A 19,693-nucleotide genomic window follows, 5' to 3' on the forward strand; every position below is an offset into this window, starting at 1 on the left:
CACAGAAACCGTCACGGAGACCGTCACGACCTATATGGACCACGCCGGTTTCCGCTTCGCGGTCCTAACCTTGGCTAACACGGGCAACCGGCCCGTGACACTGGGCCCGGCATCCCTGGCCAGGTTCAAGGCCGCTGTGCTTTCACTAAGACTGGATGGAGTTGACGCGGTCGCCGTTACAGGTAAGGGCGCGGTATTTTGTGCCGGCGCCGATCTGAAGTCGATGACAGAGGCCACCACCCTGGAGCAGGCAGAGAACGTGGCGCGCCAGGGCCTCGATGCGCTGGGCAGGCTGGCGGCGCTTCCCGTGCCAACTTTCGCGTTCGTCAACGGAATCGCGTTGGGCGGCGGGCTCGAACTGGCCCTCCACGCCGACTACCGTACTGTCGCAGACTCGGTTCAGGCCCTTGGCTTTCCCGAGGTCCGGCTCGGGCTGGTTCCAGCTTGGGGCGGCATACCGCGAACAGCAGCGCTACTCGGACCCGCCCGGACGGCCCGGCTGGTGGTCACGGATTCGCTCGCTGGCAAGAACCTGTCAGCCAAAGCCGCGGCTGGGCTTGCCTTGGTCGATACGGTGTTGCCGGAGGAGGGATTCCTGGTAGCGTCATTGGATTTTGCCGCCGGGATCCTCGCCGGCACTGCTGGAGCCCCGAGCCGCCCGGGCCCAGCCGAAGAGGAAGGGCAGCCCGCCGGGTTCGCTGATTCCACAGCGCTGGAGGCGGTCCTGACTCAACTCGACGCCCGCCTCCATGGTGCTGCGCCTGCTCCTTACCGCGCCTTGGACCTGATCGCAGCGACCGATGTCACCGCCGGCACCGCTGCTCAGACAGCAGCAACGATCCGGGCCTTTGGAGAGCTACTGCTTTCCGATGAGGCGCGAGCAAGCATTTACGCCTTTCACCTCACGAAGTCCATGGCCAAGAGGCCCACGGGCAGGCCGGACGCCGAGCCGCTGTCCGTGCGCGCGGTTGGCGTCATCGGTGCCGGACTCATGGCCAGTCAGCTCGCCCTCGTCTTCGCCCAGCAGTTGCGCATCCCAGTACACATCACCGATCTGTCCCAGGAGCGCATCGACTCAGCTTTGGGCCGGATCGGCGCGGAGCTGGGCAAACTGGTGGACCGGGGGATCCTTCACGGAAGGGATGCGGATGCCGTCCGCGACCTGATCACGGGGGGCACGGACAAGGCCGCTTTTGCCGACTGCGACGTCGTCATTGAAGCAGTTTTTGAAGAACTAGAGGTGAAACGGGCAGTGCTCGCTGAGCTCGAACCGATGCTGCGGCCGGACACTCTGCTGTTGACCAACACCTCCTCATTGTCGATTGAAGCTATGGGCCACGGCCTCGCGCATCCTGAACGGCTGGTCGGTTTCCACTTTTTCAACCCCGTAGCCGTGCTGCCGCTGGTGGAGATCATCACCTCACCTCGCACAGACGATTCCTCGCTTGCGACGGCGTTTGAGCTTGCCCGGCGTCTACGCAAAGCCGCCGTGCTGGTCACGGATACGGCCGGCTTCGTGGTGAACCGTGTGCTGACCCGCCTGTTCAGCGAGATGCTCTCGATGATTGACGACGGCGCCGATCCCGCCACCGTGGACGGTGCATTGGAACCGCTGGGCCTGCCCATGACTCCACTGCAACTGCTGCAATACATCGGCCCGGCCGTGCAGTTGCACATCTGCAAGGCCATGCATGCGGCCTATCCGGCGCGCTTCCCAGTAAGCACCAGCCTGGCTGCGCTCGTCGCCTCCGGGAGCGCCGGCTATTTGGACGACGAAGGCGGGATTTCACCTGCCGCCGTCGACCTCCTGCCTGTGCCGAGGTCCGTCGATCCCGTCGCCGTCCAATACAGGATTCTGTCCGCGCTGGCCCAGGAAGTCACAGCCATGCTCGACGAGGGCGTGGTGGCCGGACCGGAGCAGATCGATTTGTGCATGATCCTCGGCGCCAACTATCCCTTCCATGCAGGAGGGCTGACGCCGCTGCTGGACCGGAAAGTTGGCACCACTTTCCACCCCGGCCTGCGCGTTTCCCAAGGAGAAGATATGAAGAAGACGTCAGATGTTGTGATCGTAGGGGCAGCACGCACCCCGCAAGGCAGGCTTATGGGACAGCTTGCATCACTGTCCGCCACTGAGCTCGGCGGCCAAGCAATCTCGGCGGCTCTGGACAGGGCTGGAATCCACCCCGATGTGGTGGACGCCGTCATCATGGGTCACGTCCTCCAGGCCGGGGCGGGACAAAACCCTGCCCGCCAGGCGGCCGTCGCCGGGGGGATTCCGCTTGCCGCCCACGCCTCCACCGTCAATAAGGTGTGCCTCTCCGGCCTGAGTGCCATTATCGAGGCGAGCCGCCTGCTGCAGTTGGGAGAAGCCGATGTAGTGGTGGCAGGCGGACAGGAGTCGATGAGCAACGCCCCACACCTTCTGGCAGGCTCGCGCGCCGGACATCTTTACGGAAACGCCGCCTTAGTCGACTCGGCGGCTCATGACGGACTTACCGATGCCTTCGACCACGAGGCCATGGGCCTGGCGACGGACCGCGTCAATGAGGCTATCGGGATTGCCCGCGGGGAACAGGACAGGACTGCGGCCGATTCCCACCGCCGGGCTGCTGCCGCACAGGCTGCCGGGCTCTTCGACGCCGAGATCGTCCCTGTTAAGGTGCCCCATCGGGGCGGACAGACCGAACTGGCAACCATGGACGAGGGCGTACGCCCGAACAGCAGCGAAGAACTGCTGGGTCGGCTCCGGCCGGCCTTCTCACCCAACGGCACAATCACGGCCGGTAATGCCTCACCCCTCAACGACGGTGCGGCCGCCGTCGTCCTTACTACCCGCCGCTACGCGAATGACCATGGGCTTGAGGTCCTGGCCGTACTCGGTGCCCCCGGGCAGACAGCCGGTCCCGACACGTCACTGCCGGACAAACCAGCCCGTGCAATCGGCAAAGCACTGGCAAAGGAGGGCTGGAACGCCGCTGAACTGGATTTCGTGGAGATCAACGAGGCCTTTGCCTCGGTAGCGCTCCATTCTGCCGCACAGCTTGGCGTCGGGATGGAGAGGATCAACATCAACGGCGGAGCGATCGCCCTAGGCCACCCTATCGGCGCTTCCGGTGCACGGCTGGTGGTCAGCGCCGCCTACGAACTCCTACGGCGCGGCACCGGCAAGGCCGCTGTCGGCTTATGCGGCGGCGGCGGCCAGGGGGAAGCCCTGCTCCTCAGCCGCTGAATAAGGGTTTGCCCTGCTCAATTTTCGCGACTGCACAGCTGAACAACACCACCAACAGGAAAGAAGGGAACCGCCATGAAGTCCCGGCGGCTAATCAATCATCCGAGAGGGAGCACTCCAACGGTCATAAGACTCCCACTGACATGCCCTGAACACATCCCGCCCGAGATACAGTTGCTCGGCCCCTACGATGCTGATGCCAATGGCCATATCACTCAGGCAGTTTTATGGCGCGCAAAGCCAAGTGGATCCGCCCATGTCAAATAATCTGCACGGAAAATTGTGCCATCACGGTACTGCCCCCGCGGAGCTCTGTACGAGCGTTGTATTGCCCGACCAGCATCCTCAACCAACTATGTATACCGAACGCGGGCTGGAGAATCTTACGCTCCCGTCCGCATCTGTGCACGAAGAGATGATGCCAGAGGGTCCTCTCCTCGGCTCGGCAGCGTGGATTGGATGGTGGTTCGAAATTTGATGCTGCACCACTTCGAGCGGCCAGGAACTCACTGGCTTCATCAAGATAGCCCTACCAACCATGGAGTCGCTGATATGACGGGTCGACGTATTGATGACTGGACTCATCTGGCCGGGCGCACCATTTGTGTACGGAGAGGCAGCCGGTATAGCCGGATTGGAAAAGTAGAGGCAGTAACACCAAAGGCTGACATGCTATGGATGCTTGGCGATGGTGTGGAACCTCGCGTTCTCTTCGAAAAATCGCAAGGCTACACAGCTTGGACTGTCACGGAAAGGGAGTTCAGCGCACCGATTGATGCCCCAGTGGCCGGCGCGGACGTGTTGGAATTCAGCCGTAGTGGTGTGGTCCAAAGGTATGGGCGCAACTAATGCGGGGGGGGAGGGGGAAGCTTGCCTGGTGAGGGCTTTAGACCGCTGCTGAGCGTTCCCGGTGGGCCCGGACGTTGGCCCGGTTTCCGCAGACCTTGACGTCATGCCAGGCGCCGCTGTTGTTGTTGGAACGGTCGAAGAAGACAACGTCACACGTCTCGCTCTTGCATGACTTCATGCGCCGTAAGACGCCTTCGAGTTGACTTTGGTGGCAGATGAGCAGCAGTGCCATCTCGAAGTAGTGGGCGGTGTCCAAGGTGACGAGCAGGTCGGGGGGAGCTATGGTTCCCTCTGTGATGGTGTTGAGGAAGTCCTGAACGAGACCGAGGGTTCCGGGCGCGACAGAGAGCCCGTAGCGGGTGGTAGCGGGCCAAGCCATGTAGCGTCCGGATCCGTCAGTCATGGTCAGATGTTTCTCCCTACACTACTGTTCCGGCATGAGGTGCTTGGTGAACCATTGCAGGGCTGCACCGGAGGTCGCTTCGAATTCGCCGAGGTAGGCGTCAAAGTGTCCCCCGGGGAAGACCAGCAGCTCTTTGGGTTCGAGGGCGCGCTGGTAGGCCTCCAGTGCCAGATCCGTTGGTGTCACCGTGTCGCTGTCCCCGACGATCATCAGCAGAGGCGTCGGTGAGATGCGTCCGATGAAGATCCCGGGTTCGTAGGCCCGCGCCGCCCGTGTTGAGCGTATGGTGACGTTGTTCTCCCAGAGCCCGTCGGGGATGGGTTGCAGGTAGAACGATACGGCTTCCGGATCGGTGTAGCTGGCAGGGACGGACCCGTCAGAGACCAGGGCGATACGGTGCGGTTCCTCACCGGCGAGTTGTGCACGGTCATCGGCCGCGAACGAGGCCTGCAATGCTGCCAGTTTTTCCGGGCTGACCCGCCGGAGTCCTTGCTGATAGCCGCTGATGGTGGGCACTTGCGAGACGATCGCCTTCAACCGGGGTTCGGTAGCGCCCAGGACGAGTGCGTGGCCTCCCGAGTAGCTCGAGCCCCATAGGCCGATCCGATCCGGATCCACTTCAGGGCGGGACTCAAGGTAGGTGATGGCCCTGCGCCAGTCTTCGATTTGCTGCCAGGGGTTGATGTCCTGGCGCGGTGTTCCATCGCTTTCTCCGAAGCCGCGGTGGTCGTGGAAGAGCACGACGAAGCCGGCGCTGGCGAAGGCTTCGGCATAGGGGAGTGCGCCCTGTTCCTTGACTCCTCCGTACCCCATGGAAAGTGTCAGTGCCGGGTGTGGGCCATCACCTGTCGTGGGGATGTAGAGATTGCCCCGAAGCTCAACGTCGCCGTCGGCACGGAAGCCGACCCGTTCGATCGTGAATTTGCCCTGGGTTTGCGATCGCGGCGTTTGGTGCTGATCATTGGACATGGCTGACTCCTTTGTCATTGTCAGTGCAGTTACTAAATCGGGGGAACCCATCGTGCCGGTGCTCTACATGTATCGTTCGACCGCCGATGGTCAGGGAATAGGTTTCCTCGCGCAAGACCATCAGCACTAGGAGGCCATTAGGCCGCCGTCGACGAGCAGGATGTGTCCGGTTACAAAATCGGAGGAACGCGATGACAGGAAAATCACCGGCCCGATCAGGTCCTCCACGTCACCGATGCGCCCGAGCGGAGAGAGCCCCTCGAAGAACTTCACCTGATCCGGTTGATCCGTTATTGCTTTGATGAACGGTGTGCGTACCAGGGACGGTGCAACCGCATTGACGCGGATGTTCTGCGGCCCCCATTCAACTGCCAGCGATCGCGTCATGTTGACGACAGCACCCTTGGTGGCCTGGTAAGCCAGGTTCGGGTACCACCCGCCGGACAGCCCCAGTGCCGAGGCAGTATTGACGATCCTGCCACCTCCGCCAGTGAACATAATTGCGGCCGCGGCCCGGGCGGCAAGCATCGATCCAGTCATGTTCACCGCGATCACCAACTGCCAGTCCGCCATGCTGAGCTCAGTGGTCTTCACACGCCGGTTGACGCCGGCGTTGTTGAAGAGCACGTCGAGTTTGCCGTGCTCGTCGGCGATCCGCGCGAAACCGTCGGTTACGGATGCCTCGTTAGTGACATCGATAGCGACCGCAGTTGCGCCATGACCAACTTCCGCGGCGGCCAATTCGGCGGCCTCCTCGTTGGCATCGGTGATGATGACGGTCGCGCCCACATCGGCGTATGCCGCGGCCAAGGTTTTTCCAATGCCGCTCCCGCCGCCTGTGACGACGACGACGTCGCCGTCAAGGCGGAAGCGATCGGTTGTCTCGTTCATGGTGTAGCTTCCTTGTCGGCGGGATTTAGTTGAGGGTGTTGTCGGCCAGCGCGCGCGCCTCCCGGCGACGTGACGCGACCCCGAGCAGGATCATTGCGATCGTTCCTATGAGGAGCGGGAAGCCGATTGCAAAGAAGATCTGCCCGGTGCTCCAGCCGAGGGAGAGCATGACGCCGCCGACAATGCCGCTGACAATGGTGCCGACGCGACCGAATCCGTGCATCCACGAGACTCCCGTACCTCGGGCCCTTGTTGGGTAGACAAGCGCGGCAAGCGCGTTGACGCCCGTGTTCGTTGCGGGGAGAAACAGTCCCCAGGCGAAGGCGGCCACCAAGAGGCCGGATAACCCGAGTGTGAACGCCGCGACAGCCCAGATTGAGAGGGAACCGAGGCTAAACATGACACCGAGCACCCGGAAACTGCCGAGCTTGCCCATGGCGAAACCGACGAGCAGCGAGCCCACCGTGCCGCCCCAACCGTACATTGCGACGATCACGCCGGCATCTGCAGCGGTCAGCCCGTAGGCATTGATGATGAGGGGCAAGTAGTTGACGAGGAGGTACGTGACCGAAAGCCCAATAAAGTAGCAGACCCATAGCAGGATGCTCGAGGCCAGGAACTGCTTGGACAGCACGACTCGGACGCCGCCCTCCCGTACAGGCTCGGCGCGATCGATGCCGAGGTTGATGTTCTCAACGTCAGCCGATGGCGAAATTGCCTGGAGAGTGTGCTTGACCATCTCGGGGGAGCGTTCCTTGAGCGCCAGGAAGGTAACCGACTCCGGGATTTTCCACGCGAGCAAGGGGATGATCGCGAGCGAGAGTATCCCTGCAGTGACCAGGAGCGCCTGCCATCCGAGGGTCGGAACGATTGCTGCTGCCAAGTAGCCGCACAAGATTACACCGAAAGTGAATCCGGAGAAGGCGATGGTAATGAGAGTGGAACGTCGCGCCGCCGGCATAAACTCGGCTACGAGAGTGACGATTGTAGGCAGGACGGCGCCGAGGCCAAGACACGCCAACAAGCGGGTGGCGCCAACCATCTCAACAGTTTGCGAAGCGGCACCGAGAAGCGTGAAGACTGTGAACCACGCGGTCCCCACCAAGATGATTGTCCGTCGTCCGAAGCGGTCGGCGAGGGGGCCACCGAGTATGGCGCCAACGGCCATACCCACTACACCGAGAGTAACCACTGCGGTAATCGCGGCAAGGGGCGTCCCCCATTTGGCCACGATCTGCGGAAAGACGAAACTCCACGCCTGGACATCGATGCCGTCGAGGGTGATCACCAGGAACGCAAGGACCACGATGGACCAGCGTCTTCTTCCTACGGGTTGCGAGTCGAGGAAACCCTGGATGGTCGTTTTCGCGGAGGTCGTATCAGTGGTCGCCACGATCGGCGAGGTTTTGTCAGAAGTAGCCACGATCGGCCTTTCTTGGGATCAGCATTGACCCGGTAGATGAGTGTGAGGGAACGTCTAATTCGTAGGTGACATGCACTGCGGATCTCTTAGAGAATCGAACGACCGCCGTCGATCACGAGTGTTTGACCGGTGATGTAGGAGCCGGCCGGCGAGGCGAACAGCAGGACAGCACCCACCACCTCTTCCGGTTCTGCGATGCGCCCGAGGGCCGTCTTGCGCGCGGCTGCGTCGCCGCGTTGGTCGTCGTCCCAGACGGGAGCGGCGAATGGTGTGCGCACGATCGAGGGAGCAATGCTGTTGATTCGGATGCCGCGGCTGCCCCATTCCGCCGCGATGCTTCGAACGAAGGCGTCCGTGGCTGCCTTGCCTGCGCCGTACGCGCCAAGCGAAATGCTGGCGCGAACTGAGGCAATGCTTGAAGTTGCGACTATGGACCCGCCACCGTTCTTCGACATCATCGGCAGGAAGCCGCGCATCAGCTCGAAGTTGTTGAGGACCCCGTTGAAGAGGCGGTCGAGTTCCTCGCGGGTAGTCTGTTCGATCGGGCCCATTGGCGCAAATGGCGTGGCATGCGCAATCAGGATGTCGATGGGCCCGAATTCGTCGGTGACGGCCGCTGGGAACGAGCGCACGTTATCCGAACTCGAGAGGTCGCATGTTGTGCCCGAAACCTCGATACCGTCGCTGGCCAGCATCTCGACTGTGCTACTAACATCGTCCGCGTCGAAGCTCGAGATGATGGTGTCTGCCCCGTGCAGTGCAAAGGCTCGAGCGACAGCAAGTCCCATGCCGGAAGTTGCCCCCGTGATCACGGCGCGCTTGCCGCGGAGTTCAAAGGGGCTGCCGGGCGCAGTGGCCCCCTGGTGCATTGAGGGCATGGGCTCGGAGAGTTCCTGTTGTCGTTGAGGGAATAGAGCGGCGTGATGGCCGCTCGCGATGGCTGAGTATCCATTGCCACTGGATGTCGTAGGTGTTGTGGAAGTCTCCATTGAATTCCAGTCCTGTCTAATTAGAGGAGAAATGATAGAAAGGGGTTTCGGATGACGTGCCAGGGCTGCCCCGATGACTTCGTTGCATTCGCCAATGCGTCCGACGGGGACCTTTCTGCTGGGCCGGCCCTGGGATCAAAGCCCTTGGCGCTGGCCAGTCCCTGACCCGGCGTCGTGTCCGGTGACCAAAACTCTTCCCCGACATTCGAAGGGGGAATGGATCACTTCAGGCCGCCGTTGTCCTGGTCCCTGAGAAACTTCAGGACATGTTCGCTGAAGGTTTCCGGGTACTGGAAGAGTGAGGCGTGTCCGGAGTCGGGGTAGATGATCAACTGGGCATTGGGAATGCGCTGGGCCATTAGGAAGGAGTTCGGGGTGGGCACCATGACGTCATTGGAACCATTGACGACCAGGACCGGGTGCTGGATGTTCGCCAGCTCCGGCAAGGTGGAGCCGTTGCCTTCCCACCAGTCAACGATGGCGGCGCGCTGTTTTGCGCCGGCCTCGGCAGTTACATTGGCGCGCCCGGGACGCTCGGGAGTGTAAATGCGGTCCATGTAGGCGCGGGTGGCGGCTCTGCCGGTCCATTTACCGTTGAACCACAATGCCTGGAAGGTGAGTTCCGGGTCTCGTGCTGCATTCACCCAGTGTTCAACCTCCGGCCCGGGGTAGGTGGCTCCTTCGCCGCCACCAGGACCCGTGCCTACGAGGATGATGTTCCGGACCAGCTCCGGCTCGGTCAGGGCGATGCGCTGGGCGATGTACCCGCCCATCGAGAAGCCAAGCAGGTCCGCCTTCTCAACACCAAGGGACTTGATGAACTCGATGGCAGTCTTGGCCATCTCGGTAATGTTGGCCCCAACCTCACCGTCACTGAAGCCCACGCCGGCGTTGTCGAAGGTGACCACGCGGCGATGCTGGGAGAGCAGTTCGATGACAGTGGGATCCCAGTCGTCGATGCTTCCGCGGAACCGGCTGAACAAAACCAGCGGAACGCCGGCTTGGTCTCCGAATTCGCGGTATGCCAGCCCAGTGCCGTCAACGTCGACAGAGCGCACAGGGGTAGCAAGGTACAGAGAGGACATGCCTTTCCTTTCAGATTGGGAATGCAGGGGCAATGCCCGACAGCCCGCAATGACTACATTCTCGGTAGTTACTTCGGAAGTCACTACGTTTTCAGTAGTCGATGGTGATGCGTGCAACACTATTCCGTGGCAGCGTGGCTGTCAACGATTGGATTCAGCATCCCATCCGCGAACTTTCCTACCTTTCCACCCAGGGCATCGAAAGGTCGATGTCGGAAACCAGATTGCCGCCGCCGAAGCTCATGTTCTCCAGCGGAATGGCATGCATAAGCAGAGTTACATCGTCCTGGTCGACGCCCACGCGTTCCACTGCGTAGCGGGTGACCAACTCGGCGAGCCTGCGCTTCTGCTCGATAGTCCTGCTGTCACCGAAGGTTACGGTCACGATCAGGCGCCGGTCGGACCTTTTTTGGGCCGGGAATGTTGGGTGGATGAAGAGCTCATCCACGCCATGCTCGCTGATGACGACAAAACGATCATCCATGGGCGTTTCCATCGCTTCATGAAGCGCAAGATTCAAGGCATCGGCAAGAGCGCGCTTCTCCTCGCTTGAGAATTTTTGAGCTGGAATATACGCGTGAAATATGGGCATAAAACTTTTCCTTTGTAGTTGCTGGGGCTTGAACAGCGTTCGAAGTGGAACTTCCAGCGAATCGAATCAACAATCGCCGGGAACATGGCGTGAAGGCCAACCGCGGCCGAATCGCGAAGGGGAATGTAACAAGCGCGATGGCCTCCGGATCGCACTTACTCCATTTTCGATAGTTACTCGGAGGGTTGCTACGTTTTCAGTAGTAAGTGGTGATGGCAGATACATTATTCCGTCACAGTGCGCCTGTCAACCCCTCACGTTGACTCACGGAAAAGGTCCTCGGCGGGGCATAGGTTGCCTCGTTGAAAAAGGCCCGGTTGGGGCTGTTCGTGGACATCCTTGGCAATGGAGGTGCGACGCGTGCGGGCCCGGCCCGCTCTCGCACCGTTTTGTGGCGCGGGTCGTTGAGTTGGTCGCGTGTTGGACCGTTCTGCTGGCGCCGGCCAGCAAACGGCTGGCGCCGACGGCTGCCTGAGTTGGTGCCGACGCCCCGGCTCCGGCATGGTGCAGACCAGACCGCCGTGAACTTCGCCGATGCGCCGGCTAACGGCTGGAGGCGCCTGACCCGACGGTTACGGGCTCGCTGAACCAGCGGGATATGACGTTCTGGGCATAGCCTGAGACCATAATGGGGTCAGCGGCATCGGGCGTGCGGGCGTGTTCGTATCCCCAGTTATCCAAAACCTTTATCAGCACCTCGAGTTCCTTGCCAGCGGACGTCAGCTTGTACTCGAACCGGGGAGGCCTTTCGTTGTACAGAGAGCGCTCGAAAATGCCCGCGTCCACCAGAGTGGCCAGCCTCTTGGACAAAACCGTGGGCGAGATGGAGAGACTCTCCAGGAATTCGTCGTAGCGGCTCTTGCCCCAGACAACGGCGTCCCGGATGATCAGCACGCTCCATTCGTCACCGATGGCTTCGAGAGCATGGGCGACGTTGCATTTCATGCCGTCAAAGCTGCTTCGGCTGCGCATTGTCACACCGCCTTTCTGGGGTTGACTCAATAACTGATCTACCGATGTAACTCCTGAGTTGATAGTTATCATACCCGAAGGCCCGAAATTCAGTTCGGAGTGAGAGTCAGCCGCACGATGGGTCCCAGACAGGAGTGCCTGGCTTGAAGGAACCCAAGTACCGAGGGACAGTCCCGTTATTGCGTAGGAGCGTGGCGCACTATAGAGGGGCCCTGCCGCAGGGGTGGGGGAGTAGGCGTCATGACTTGTCAGCCATGACGATGATCCGTACTCCGTTCATCACGAACGAGCCCCTCATGCTTCATATTTCGACGGGTCACCCGATTGAGATTCCGGCCTTTTGGTCCAGCGCGTATCCCTGGCCTGCCAAGTATTTGAAAGCACTCCACGTTGGCGAAACCAACTGGCAGCCATACTGATGATGGGCGGCGAACGATGGCCGCCGCTTCGCTCCCGCTCGAAATACGGCGGGGCCGCCACAAGACAGACATGCCAGTTCCTGTCGGGCTGCTTTTTGTTGTTCCGGGAGAAGAACCGCGAACTCCGGGGCGGTCCATTCCGTGCCATCCAAAATGTTCTTTGCCATGTACACGGCGCCTCCTCGTGTAGTTGTCATGGACAGTTGAGCGATGTGCTGCGGCCCAGGTGAGTCGGGCCCCGCCAACGTAACGGTGCTTTCAAAGCACGTGACGGTGGCGGGGCTGGCCCTTTGCTCCGGGTTGCAGGTGCAGTGCAGGCTTCAGGATTTGGAGCTTGGTCGTCCAGGGATATGGCTAAGAATAGATTTGGTGAAGCCACCGTCGACACAAATGTCTTGCCCGGTGACGTAGCCCGCCAGAGGGCTTACGAGAAACTCGATCACGTTGGCAATGTCCATGGGATCTCCAATTCGTGCCAAGGGGATGATGTTTTCCCTGGCCTTCTTGATTTGGGGATCGGCATACATTTTTTCGGTCATCCGTGTGTGAGTCATTCCGGGGGAGACCACATTGACGCGAATTCCTTCAGGCGCCCATTCCAACGCGAGAGTTTGGGCCAGCATCGTCAACGCGGCCTTACTGGGACTATAAGCACCTGATCCTGCGTGTGGTATCTGGCCAGACATTGAAGAGGTAAAGCAGGCGGATCCGCGGCTCTGCTTCAAATGCGGGTGGCTTGCTTTGGCAAGAAGCCACGGTCCGCGAAGGTTGACGGAGAACATTTCGTCCCAGTCCTCGATTGTCACGTCACAGATAACACCAGGATTTGCGATCCCGGCATTCGCTACCAGGGCGTCCAACCCACCAAATTCCGCTACCGCAGCTTCCACCAATTGAGCTGGTACATCCGGATCGCCGAGGTTGCCCGCCAGTGCTATCGCGGTACCGCCCATTGACTGGATCGAACGCACCACCTGGTCTTGGTTGCCGTTCGATTCGTGTCCTGCCACTGCGATCATGGGATGTACGCCGCGGGCAAGAGCCGCCTCTGCGATTCTTAGGCAGGCAGATGCTCCTATGCCGCTGCTTCCACCACTGACCAAAGCTCTCATTAAACGTAGTCCTTATCATCGGTTCACTTGAGAAATACTTCTATTGGCTGAGAATCAAGATCTGCCCAATTTTACCGGCCAGCTGATTCGCAATGTGAACTATTTAGAATTTCTAATTTGACCTACGGGCCCGCAGGCGTCGCGATCGCCAAATCCGGGTTAATTGGCCAGTTCCCAGCCCCGATCTTTGAGGTCCTGCATCGCCTTCTTGAATTCTTGTTCGGGGTTTTCTTCGCGAATAATCTCGAGAACTACGTTGTTGACGCCGCACGTTTCGCTGACCGCCTTGCCCAGTCCGTACCAGTCAATCACTCCCGTGCCGATCGGATCATGACCCCATGTGTCAGTACCCGTATCGGAAATATGTACCAACCCAATTAGCTCGTGATGGGAGAGCAAGCTTTGTACGGGGTCTTCACCTATGTAGGCGGCGTTGGCGACGTCATAGACGATCTTGACGGCGTCGTCGTTGATTGTCTTAACGACGCCTGCCAGGTCCTGGATCGTGGGGGTGAAGCAATACGGAGTGTTTTCGAAGAGGAGTCGCGTGCCCGCCTGTTTGGCCAGCGGAATCAGGCTTTCCAGGCTCTCGTACATCCACCCGTAAGTCTTTTCAAGAGAGGGCGAAATCATAGGGCGTCGCGTCCCGGGGGAGATCACCACCTCCGGGACCTTCCAAGCTTCGGCCAGCTCAATCACTGACTTGATATGCTCGATACTCTTCCGGCGCATATTTGCCCCGGGACTGGCCAGATTGATGTCGTATCCACCGGCATTCAGCGACCTGATTTCGGCGCCGTAGCCATTGAGCCGGCTGTAGATCGCGGACCGCTCGGGGCCGGAGATTTCCTCCGGCCAGCAATGTGGAGAGCTAATTGGGACTTCAAAGGTTTTGTGCCCGTTTTCAACCAAATCGGCAATCGCATCAATTGCCGTGGATGACCACAGGTAGGAAAACGTATTAATAATCATTTGGTTCACTTGGAGAGTTCCTCTCAGTTCTGAGCCAACGTGGAACGAGCTTTTTAGATAGCACGTACTGTAAATTTCGATCCCACCCGGCAATTTGCTGCGCGAGCCGGCGGCCCGGTAAATCGGGGTCACCCGCTGATGCCTCGTCGGGCTGTGCCGGCCTTCAAAGGACAGGCGCGCCTAACGGCCAGGCCTGCCCTAGCTGGTACGCGAGGACGTGCTTGAGACCAGGTGTTCGCCTTCGAGTACCTCAGGGTCGGCAAGCGCCACGGTGGCGCGGTCACCGCGGTTTCCGGTCTCCGGCAGCGTGAAGTAGACCGCGAGGCAGATAGCGACGACGACGATCATGTAGACCGCGACAAGCATTGGCTGCCCGGCGCCGACGAATGCGGCCGCAATCAGGGGAGCGGTACCCCCGAAGACGGCAATCACGATCTGGTGTGCGAAGCCGATGCCCGATACGCGGACGGAGGCGGGGAACAGCTCCGCCTGAATGGTCGGATAGACCGACTGCCAGATACCGAGAACAACCCATCCGGACGCCGATACGAGGACGTAAACGCCGAAGCCCGGCTGGTTCAGGAGCAGGAGCAAGGGGTAGAAGAGGACGATCATGCCGATGGCGCCGATGATCGGAAAGATCTTGCGTCGGCCGAGACGGTCGGAAAGCGCGCCGCATGCCGGCACGATGATAACCAGCAAGGCCAGCCCGATAACACTGCCGGCCAGTGTGGAAGCGAGGTCCCGGCCGGAGGTCAGCTTGGCGTAGGTGGGGAGGAACGTGGCCCAGGTGTAGTAGGCCACGGCCGGAGCAGAGAGCGCTGCTGCCTGCAGCAGCGCCTTCGGGTGTTCGCGAAGCAGGTCCATCAGGCGCGCAGCTGCGGACTTTTGATCGACAAGGCTCCCTGCTTCAAATTCAGGGGTTTCTTCCGCGCGGGACCGCAGGATGAGGCCTACGATGCCGAGGATGCCTCCAATGACGAAGGGGATGCGCCAGCCCCACGCGGCAAGGTCTGCCGGGGTAAAGGATGATGTGACCATTGCAGCGGCCCCTGTTGCCGCGAGGGTCGCCAGACCGCTTGCCATGTTGGTGAACGAACCGAACAGGCCCCTCCGGCGCGCGGGAGCGTGTTCAACCATGAATGCGATGGCGCTCTGTCCCTCGCTGCCGGCCGAGATTCCCTGGAGGATGCGTGCAACCAGGAAGAGTACAGGCGCTGCGTAACCGATGGTTGCAAATGAAGGAGTGAGGCCAATGATGAGCGAGCCGAGGGCCATTCCGGAGATAGACAGTGTAAGAATGACCCGCCGGCCGAAACGATCGGCCAGCGGCGAGACGATGATTCCGCTGAGCGGGCGTACCACGAACCCGACCGCGTAGGTGAGCAGTGCTGCGATGAGGGAGGCGAAGGGGGAATCGCTGGGGAAAATCTGTGACGAGAACACGGCCGCCAGCAGTCCATAAATGTACCAGTCGTACCACTCAACGAAATGGCCGATCGTACCGGCCACCATGTTCAGTGTGCGACGAGGATGTTCAGACGCTTCGGGTCGCTCCGAAGTGCCGGGACTGTCAACGGCTTCCTTTGAGGTCTTCATTGAACTCTCCATGTTTTCACGTTTAGTGCTGTGGGTATATTGCGGGTTCCCGGACACGTCGGTGTGCGGGTTTCAGCCGGCTGTAGATTTTGTTGGCCCGGTCGATGGAATTCCAACGCCGGGCAGCCGGGCAGTGCGGTGGGCGCTGCTTGGTTTTGAAGCGGAAAGAAGCATATGCAACATCCGGAATCTCCAATGAGATCGGTTGCTGAGATCGGTTGCAGTCAACGATACGGATGCAATGTGATCATTGTCAATGTGTTTTGCCATAGCTTCGCGTCGTATCCAACGTGCGGTCGTTTAGGAGCAAGGGGCTCAATCGACGGGAAGGGGTGCCTCGTTATTGAAGTCCAGGTATTCCACGCCGGACCAGGCGCACTCCAAGCGGCCATATAAGGACCAATATTCATCCCAGTGGGCAAGTTTCCACTGGTCTCGTTCCAGTCCGCGGCGGATAAGCCGAGTACGCAGAACGTCTTTAGGCACCCGTACCCGGACTACGGTGATCGTGGACGTTGGCCAGTGGAAGCTTTCTGCCGTGCGGGTCAAATAGTCAGGGTCCCCGAAATAGGCCCCAAAAGGGGCGTCGAGGACTACGGACCTGCCTAGGCGCAGGTTCACTCCCGCCACATCCATGAGTGTCTCGTATTCAAGGGGCAGCAAATTATCCCGGTAGTAGTCGTTGGACTCCCGGTCGGTGGGATCGTGTCCGGTCGCGGCCAGGGCGAATTCGACAAATCGCCCGCTGACCCGGTCCTTGTCCAGATACGCGGCCTCGTGATCCTTTGCCGTTTGCTGGGCAATGGACGTTTTCCCCGAGCCAGCCGGTCCTATGACAATGAAGACTTGGGGAGACATTAACGGCGGGCCTCTGCTACAGCTGCGAGGAAAGCCCGGGCTGCCTCGCTGACGCGGGTAAAGTCGCCGTCCGGCTGCCATGCCTTGGTCACATAGCTCCCCACGCCGACGCCTGCCACACCCGCGGCAAACCACTCGCCCACATTGTCCAGGGTTACGCCCCCAGCCGGCATGATCGGCAGGTGCGCCAGCGGTGCCAGCACTGCTTTCGCGTAGGCGACTCCGCCAGCCTCGGTGGGGAAGAGCTTGAGGATGTCGGCACCTGCCTCGGCGGACTCGACGAGCTCGGTTGGCGTGTAGGCTCCGCTGATTGTTGGCACTTGGTACCGGTTTGCTGTCCTGATCATGGCAGGGTTCAGTTGGGGGCTGACCAGGAACTCGGCGCCCGCCCGGATGCACTCGTATGCGGAGTGCTCATCAAGCACTGTCCCCGCCCCGACCGCCACGCCGCTGGGTCCGTGTTTTGCGGCCAGGTGGCGTATCACTTCAACGGCCCCCGGAATGGAAAGAGTAATTTCCAGGGCCCGGAAGCCTCCTTCGATGGCAGCTTCAGCGACCTGCTCGGCAAGTTCGGCGCTCTCCAGCCGCACGATGAGGACGGCTCCTGATTCATGGATGGTTTGCAGGGTGCGAAGTTTCTTATTCATAGCTGGCCTCTCTCTGGCCGGGCGGCGTCATCTTCACGAGCGGCCCGACCGTATTGATGTTTCGTTGACAAACTCTCCCACCATCCATACTGTTATTGCAACCGATCTCAGCAACCGATCTCATACAAGGGGGTATTGCGGTTGACTCATGTACGAACAATTATTCTTGGCGCCTCCCATTGGCACGTTCCACTCTGCGCGCAGGCTATCGCCGAAGAACACGACGTGGTTGGAGTAAGCGACGAAGATGTCTCTCGTGTGCAGGTAAAGGAACTGGCCGCTCGCTGGGAGACAGACGCTGAAGCCGATTGGCAAAAGCTGGTTGATCTTCCCGACGTGGGACTCGCTTACGTCTTTGGTCCCCACGAGGGGATGGCGGAAAAGTGCATGGCCCTGATCGAGCGGGGTATTCCGTTCGTCGTGGAAAAGCCGGTGGGCACTTCCCTCGGGGAGCTTGCCACCGTGCGCCAGGCCGCCGAAGCAGCAGGTGTGCCAGCCACTGTGCCCTTGGTTCAGCGCGGCGGACCCACAGAGAAATGGCTTGCCAAGGCGGGTAGGCCCAGTTATCAGCGAGCCTCATTCATTGCCGGGCCGCCATCCCGGTATCTGGAGAACTCCAATCCTTGGATGCTCGATCCGGTCAAGGCCGGGGGAGGCTGCCTCGCGAACCTGGGTCCACATTTTGTTGACCTGTTCCTCCGAGGTTGCGATGAGCCGGCAGCGGACGTGGATTCCCGGCTCTCTTCGGTTCTCCACGGCCAGGCTGTTGAGGATCATGCCAGCCTCATCATCACGACGCCGGAGGGACGTGAAGCCATCGTGGAAGTTGGCTACGCATTCCCTGGCTCGCCATTGAAGCGGTATTGCAGCTTTACCTCAGTGGGCGAGGCCGGATTCGCCTCCGTTAATTCCGATGGCACAGCTACTTTCACGGCACTGGACGGAACTACGGAAATCGACGAAATCAATGTCGACAGCGACCCGCTCTACGACCCGTTTGTGCGGAACGTCGCCCGGACGCTGGAAGATGGATTCCGGGGCCTGCCGACGCTGGCCCAGCTCGAAAATGTCATGCGCCCCATTTGGCAGGCCTATGGCAACCAGCACGGAGGAAGAGAACATGCCTGACTTGAGTATCGACGTCGTCGCGAAAGCCGCCGGTGTCCATCGGTCAACCGTCTCCCGGGCGTTCTCTCGCCCAGAGGCGGTGAAGAGCGAAACACGCGAGCATATCCTCCGGGTCGCCGAAGGACTCGGTTACACGATGAGCCCACTCGCCCAGGCGCTTCGACGGAAGACAAGCAACATCATTCCGCTGATCGTCCCCGACATCACCAACCCGTTCTTCGCGGAACTTGCCAAGACGATGACACAGGCAGCCGACGAGCGCGGCTACCAGCTCATGCTCTGCGTCACCAACGGCGACCCAGCCAAGACCGACGGATACTTCACCGCCATGCAGGCGATGTACGCCCCCTTCGGGATTGTGGCACCTTCGACCAAGGTCGATACCGAGGCCCTGAAACGCTTCGACTTCGGCCACAAAGTGGTGGTAATCGACCGTGTGGAAGGGGATTCCTCCGTACCAACCGTCACGGTCGACAGCCGTCAAGGGATCATGCTCGCACTTGACCACCTGCACGGCCTGGGGCATACATCGATCGGATACGTATCCGGCATCGCCGGCACACACACTGCCCAAGACCGGATGGACGCCTACCTTGAACTCACCGCCCAAAGCGGGAGCACGCCCATCGTGCTGGACAGCGGTTCAGACCTTGATGCGGGCACTCGCGGTGCAGAGCACTTCCTGGAGATGGACAATCCGCCAACGGCCATCATCGCAGCCAACGACATGGTGGCCTTCGCCGTGATCTCAGCACTGGGCGGCAGCGGTGTGAAGGTTCCGGAAGACGTCTCGGTTATCGGATTCGATGGCCTTGCTCTTGGTGCCCGGTTTAACCCTGCCCTGACAACCATCCGGCAGCCCATTGCCGACATGGGGCACATTGCCATCGAGCTGGCCGAGAAGCAAAACGTGGATGGGGCGGTTGAGCATATAGTCCTCGAGCCTGAGCTTCTGGTCCGTCGCTCCACCTCTGGACCGCGCAAATGAGCGGGGCGCAGGAACAGACGCTCCGGCGCCTGCCGGGAATACGGCACACAGACCACGTCGGTCTGACGGTTCCGAACCTTGATGAAGGCATTCGCTTCTTTGTCGAAGTCCTCGGCGCCGAGGAGCTGTACCGCTCCGAGCGCGGCCCCGATGAAGAATTCATGCCCACCAACTTCGAAGTGCCGGCAGATGCCAAGCTCACGCTTGCCATGCTGCGCTTGCCGCCGAACCTGAACATCGAGCTTTTCGAGTGGAGCAGCGCTGAGCGGCGTGAGACGCCACCGCGTCATTGCGACGCCGGTGGGCACCACTTGTGCTTCGTCGTGGATGACGTCGACGAAGCCATCGCCGTACTGCAGGAAACACCTGGCGTCAGGGTGCTCGGTGAGCGCAAGGAAGTCGCTGGCGACAGCCCACGCGTAGCTGGCAACCGCTGGACCTACTTCGTCACCCCTTGGGGGCTGCTGATGGAAATCGTGGACAGATCCCGCGTCGCAGCCCCGCCCCGGCTGGTCGGTCCTACGGACTGGACGGCAGCTCCAAACACTTCAGAAAGGACATAAAC

At 60.6% G+C, this 19,693-nt stretch carries 17 protein-coding genes and 1 pseudogene; 5 read left to right on the forward strand and 13 right to left on the reverse strand.

Translation table 11 applies throughout. The annotated features are described in order from the left end of the window. Positions 1-34: 34 nt before the first annotated feature. Positions 35-1,756: pseudogene (locus LDN82_RS10920) on the forward strand (3-hydroxyacyl-CoA dehydrogenase NAD-binding domain-containing protein); the annotation flags it as partial. Positions 1,757-2,044: 288 nt separating this feature from the next. After that, positions 2,045-3,232 carry an acetyl-CoA C-acyltransferase gene (locus tag LDN82_RS10925; RefSeq protein ID WP_224167516.1) on the forward strand — a complete coding sequence of 396 codons (1,188 nt, stop codon included), beginning with the start codon at positions 2,045-2,047 and terminating at the stop codon, positions 3,230-3,232. An 886-nt stretch (positions 3,233-4,118) separates the two neighbouring features. Here the strand turns inward: LDN82_RS10925 and LDN82_RS10930 are convergent. The 13 genes from LDN82_RS10930 to eda all read right to left on the reverse strand — a co-directional run bounded on the left by LDN82_RS10930 (position 4,119) and on the right by eda (position 17,012). Next, entirely contained in the window at positions 4,119-4,484 is a 366-nt protein-coding gene (locus LDN82_RS10930; protein ID WP_224167390.1) for a CGNR zinc finger domain-containing protein, read from the reverse strand. A gap of 21 nt (positions 4,485-4,505) precedes the next feature. Beyond that, positions 4,506-5,453, reverse strand: a complete 948-nt coding sequence (locus LDN82_RS10935; protein ID WP_224167392.1) for an alpha/beta hydrolase — start codon at positions 5,451-5,453, stop codon at positions 4,506-4,508. 126 nt (positions 5,454-5,579) lie between these two features. Further along, a complete protein-coding gene (locus LDN82_RS10940) occupies positions 5,580-6,344 on the reverse strand; it encodes a glucose 1-dehydrogenase (RefSeq protein ID WP_224090030.1) in 765 nt (254 codons plus the stop codon). Between the two features lie 25 nt (positions 6,345-6,369). After that, positions 6,370-7,767 carry an aromatic acid/H+ symport family MFS transporter gene (locus LDN82_RS10945; protein WP_224090031.1) on the reverse strand — a complete coding sequence of 466 codons (1,398 nt, stop codon included), beginning with the start codon at positions 7,765-7,767 and terminating at the stop codon, positions 6,370-6,372. A gap of 86 nt (positions 7,768-7,853) precedes the next feature. Further along, entirely contained in the window at positions 7,854-8,645 is a 792-nt protein-coding gene (locus LDN82_RS10950; RefSeq protein WP_224090033.1) for an SDR family oxidoreductase, read from the reverse strand. Positions 8,646-8,977: 332 nt separating this feature from the next. Further along, positions 8,978-9,841, reverse strand: a complete 864-nt coding sequence (locus LDN82_RS10955; protein ID WP_224090035.1) for an alpha/beta hydrolase — start codon at positions 9,839-9,841, stop codon at positions 8,978-8,980. 178 nt (positions 9,842-10,019) lie between these two features. Beyond that, on the reverse strand, positions 10,020-10,433 hold the full coding sequence (locus LDN82_RS10960; protein ID WP_224090036.1) for a tautomerase family protein: 414 nt from the start codon (positions 10,431-10,433) through the stop codon (positions 10,020-10,022). Positions 10,434-10,976: 543 nt separating this feature from the next. Then, entirely contained in the window at positions 10,977-11,405 is a 429-nt protein-coding gene (locus LDN82_RS10965; RefSeq protein WP_224167393.1) for a helix-turn-helix domain-containing protein, read from the reverse strand. A 739-nt stretch (positions 11,406-12,144) separates the two neighbouring features. Continuing rightward, positions 12,145-12,936, reverse strand: coding sequence for an SDR family oxidoreductase (locus LDN82_RS10970; protein ID WP_224167394.1), 792 nt, complete (start codon positions 12,934-12,936; stop codon positions 12,145-12,147). Positions 12,937-13,095: 159 nt separating this feature from the next. Then, a complete protein-coding gene (locus tag LDN82_RS10975) occupies positions 13,096-13,908 on the reverse strand; it encodes a sugar phosphate isomerase/epimerase family protein (protein ID WP_224167517.1) in 813 nt (270 codons plus the stop codon). 198 nt (positions 13,909-14,106) lie between these two features. Then, positions 14,107-15,507, reverse strand: a complete 1,401-nt coding sequence (locus tag LDN82_RS10980; RefSeq protein WP_224167395.1) for an MFS transporter — start codon at positions 15,505-15,507, stop codon at positions 14,107-14,109. 315 nt (positions 15,508-15,822) lie between these two features. Next, a complete protein-coding gene (locus LDN82_RS10985) occupies positions 15,823-16,365 on the reverse strand; it encodes an AAA family ATPase (protein ID WP_224167396.1) in 543 nt (180 codons plus the stop codon). Then, complete coding sequence (gene eda / locus LDN82_RS10990; RefSeq protein WP_224090041.1) at positions 16,365-17,012, reverse strand: bifunctional 4-hydroxy-2-oxoglutarate aldolase/2-dehydro-3-deoxy-phosphogluconate aldolase; 648 nt, start codon at positions 17,010-17,012, stop codon at positions 16,365-16,367. Before eda ends, LDN82_RS10985 begins: the two co-directional genes overlap by 1 nt. A gap of 225 nt (positions 17,013-17,237) precedes the next feature. On the opposite strand from eda, the gene LDN82_RS10995 reads away from it, so the two are divergent. The 3 genes from LDN82_RS10995 to LDN82_RS11005 are packed head-to-tail and all read left to right on the forward strand — an operon-like array spanning position 17,238 to position 19,691. Beyond that, positions 17,238-18,140, forward strand: a complete 903-nt coding sequence (locus LDN82_RS10995) for a Gfo/Idh/MocA family oxidoreductase (protein WP_224167397.1) — start codon at positions 17,238-17,240, stop codon at positions 18,138-18,140. Further along, positions 18,133-19,128, forward strand: a complete 996-nt coding sequence (locus tag LDN82_RS11000; protein ID WP_224167398.1) for a LacI family DNA-binding transcriptional regulator — start codon at positions 18,133-18,135, stop codon at positions 19,126-19,128. The genes LDN82_RS10995 and LDN82_RS11000 overlap by 8 nt, the downstream gene beginning before the upstream one ends. Further along, positions 19,125-19,691, forward strand: coding sequence for a VOC family protein (locus tag LDN82_RS11005; protein ID WP_224090044.1), 567 nt, complete (start codon positions 19,125-19,127; stop codon positions 19,689-19,691). Before LDN82_RS11000 ends, LDN82_RS11005 begins: the two co-directional genes overlap by 4 nt. Positions 19,692-19,693 lie beyond the last annotated feature (2 nt).

This window comes from Arthrobacter sp. StoSoilA2 (assembly GCF_019977195.1).
Lineage (GTDB): Bacteria > Actinomycetota > Actinomycetes > Actinomycetales > Micrococcaceae > Arthrobacter.

Coding starts and splice junctions, on each gene's coding strand:
- eda (WP_224090041.1), bottom strand. CDS start 17,012: ATGAATAAGAAACTTCGCACCCTGCAAACCATCCATGAATCAGGAGCC.
- LDN82_RS10955 (WP_224090035.1), bottom strand. CDS start 9,841: ATGTCCTCTCTGTACCTTGCTACCCCTGTGCGCTCTGTCGACGTTGAC.
- LDN82_RS10960 (WP_224090036.1), bottom strand. CDS start 10,433: ATGCCCATATTTCACGCGTATATTCCAGCTCAAAAATTCTCAAGCGAG.
- LDN82_RS11000 (WP_224167398.1), top strand. CDS start 18,133: ATGCCTGACTTGAGTATCGACGTCGTCGCGAAAGCCGCCGGTGTCCAT.
- LDN82_RS10970 (WP_224167394.1), bottom strand. CDS start 12,936: ATGAGAGCTTTGGTCAGTGGTGGAAGCAGCGGCATAGGAGCATCTGCC.
- LDN82_RS10980 (WP_224167395.1), bottom strand. CDS start 15,507: ATGAAGACCTCAAAGGAAGCCGTTGACAGTCCCGGCACTTCGGAGCGA.
- LDN82_RS10935 (WP_224167392.1), bottom strand. CDS start 5,453: ATGTCCAATGATCAGCACCAAACGCCGCGATCGCAAACCCAGGGCAAA.
- LDN82_RS10985 (WP_224167396.1), bottom strand. CDS start 16,365: ATGTCTCCCCAAGTCTTCATTGTCATAGGACCGGCTGGCTCGGGGAAA.
- LDN82_RS10950 (WP_224090033.1), bottom strand. CDS start 8,645: ATGCCCTCAATGCACCAGGGGGCCACTGCGCCCGGCAGCCCCTTTGAA.
- LDN82_RS11005 (WP_224090044.1), top strand. CDS start 19,125: ATGAGCGGGGCGCAGGAACAGACGCTCCGGCGCCTGCCGGGAATACGG.
- LDN82_RS10975 (WP_224167517.1), bottom strand. CDS start 13,908: ATGATTATTAATACGTTTTCCTACCTGTGGTCATCCACGGCAATTGAT.
- LDN82_RS10925 (WP_224167516.1), top strand. CDS start 2,045: ATGAAGAAGACGTCAGATGTTGTGATCGTAGGGGCAGCACGCACCCCG.
- LDN82_RS10940 (WP_224090030.1), bottom strand. CDS start 6,344: ATGAACGAGACAACCGATCGCTTCCGCCTTGACGGCGACGTCGTCGTC.
- LDN82_RS10930 (WP_224167390.1), bottom strand. CDS start 4,484: ATGACTGACGGATCCGGACGCTACATGGCTTGGCCCGCTACCACCCGC.
- LDN82_RS10965 (WP_224167393.1), bottom strand. CDS start 11,405: ATGCGCAGCCGAAGCAGCTTTGACGGCATGAAATGCAACGTCGCCCAT.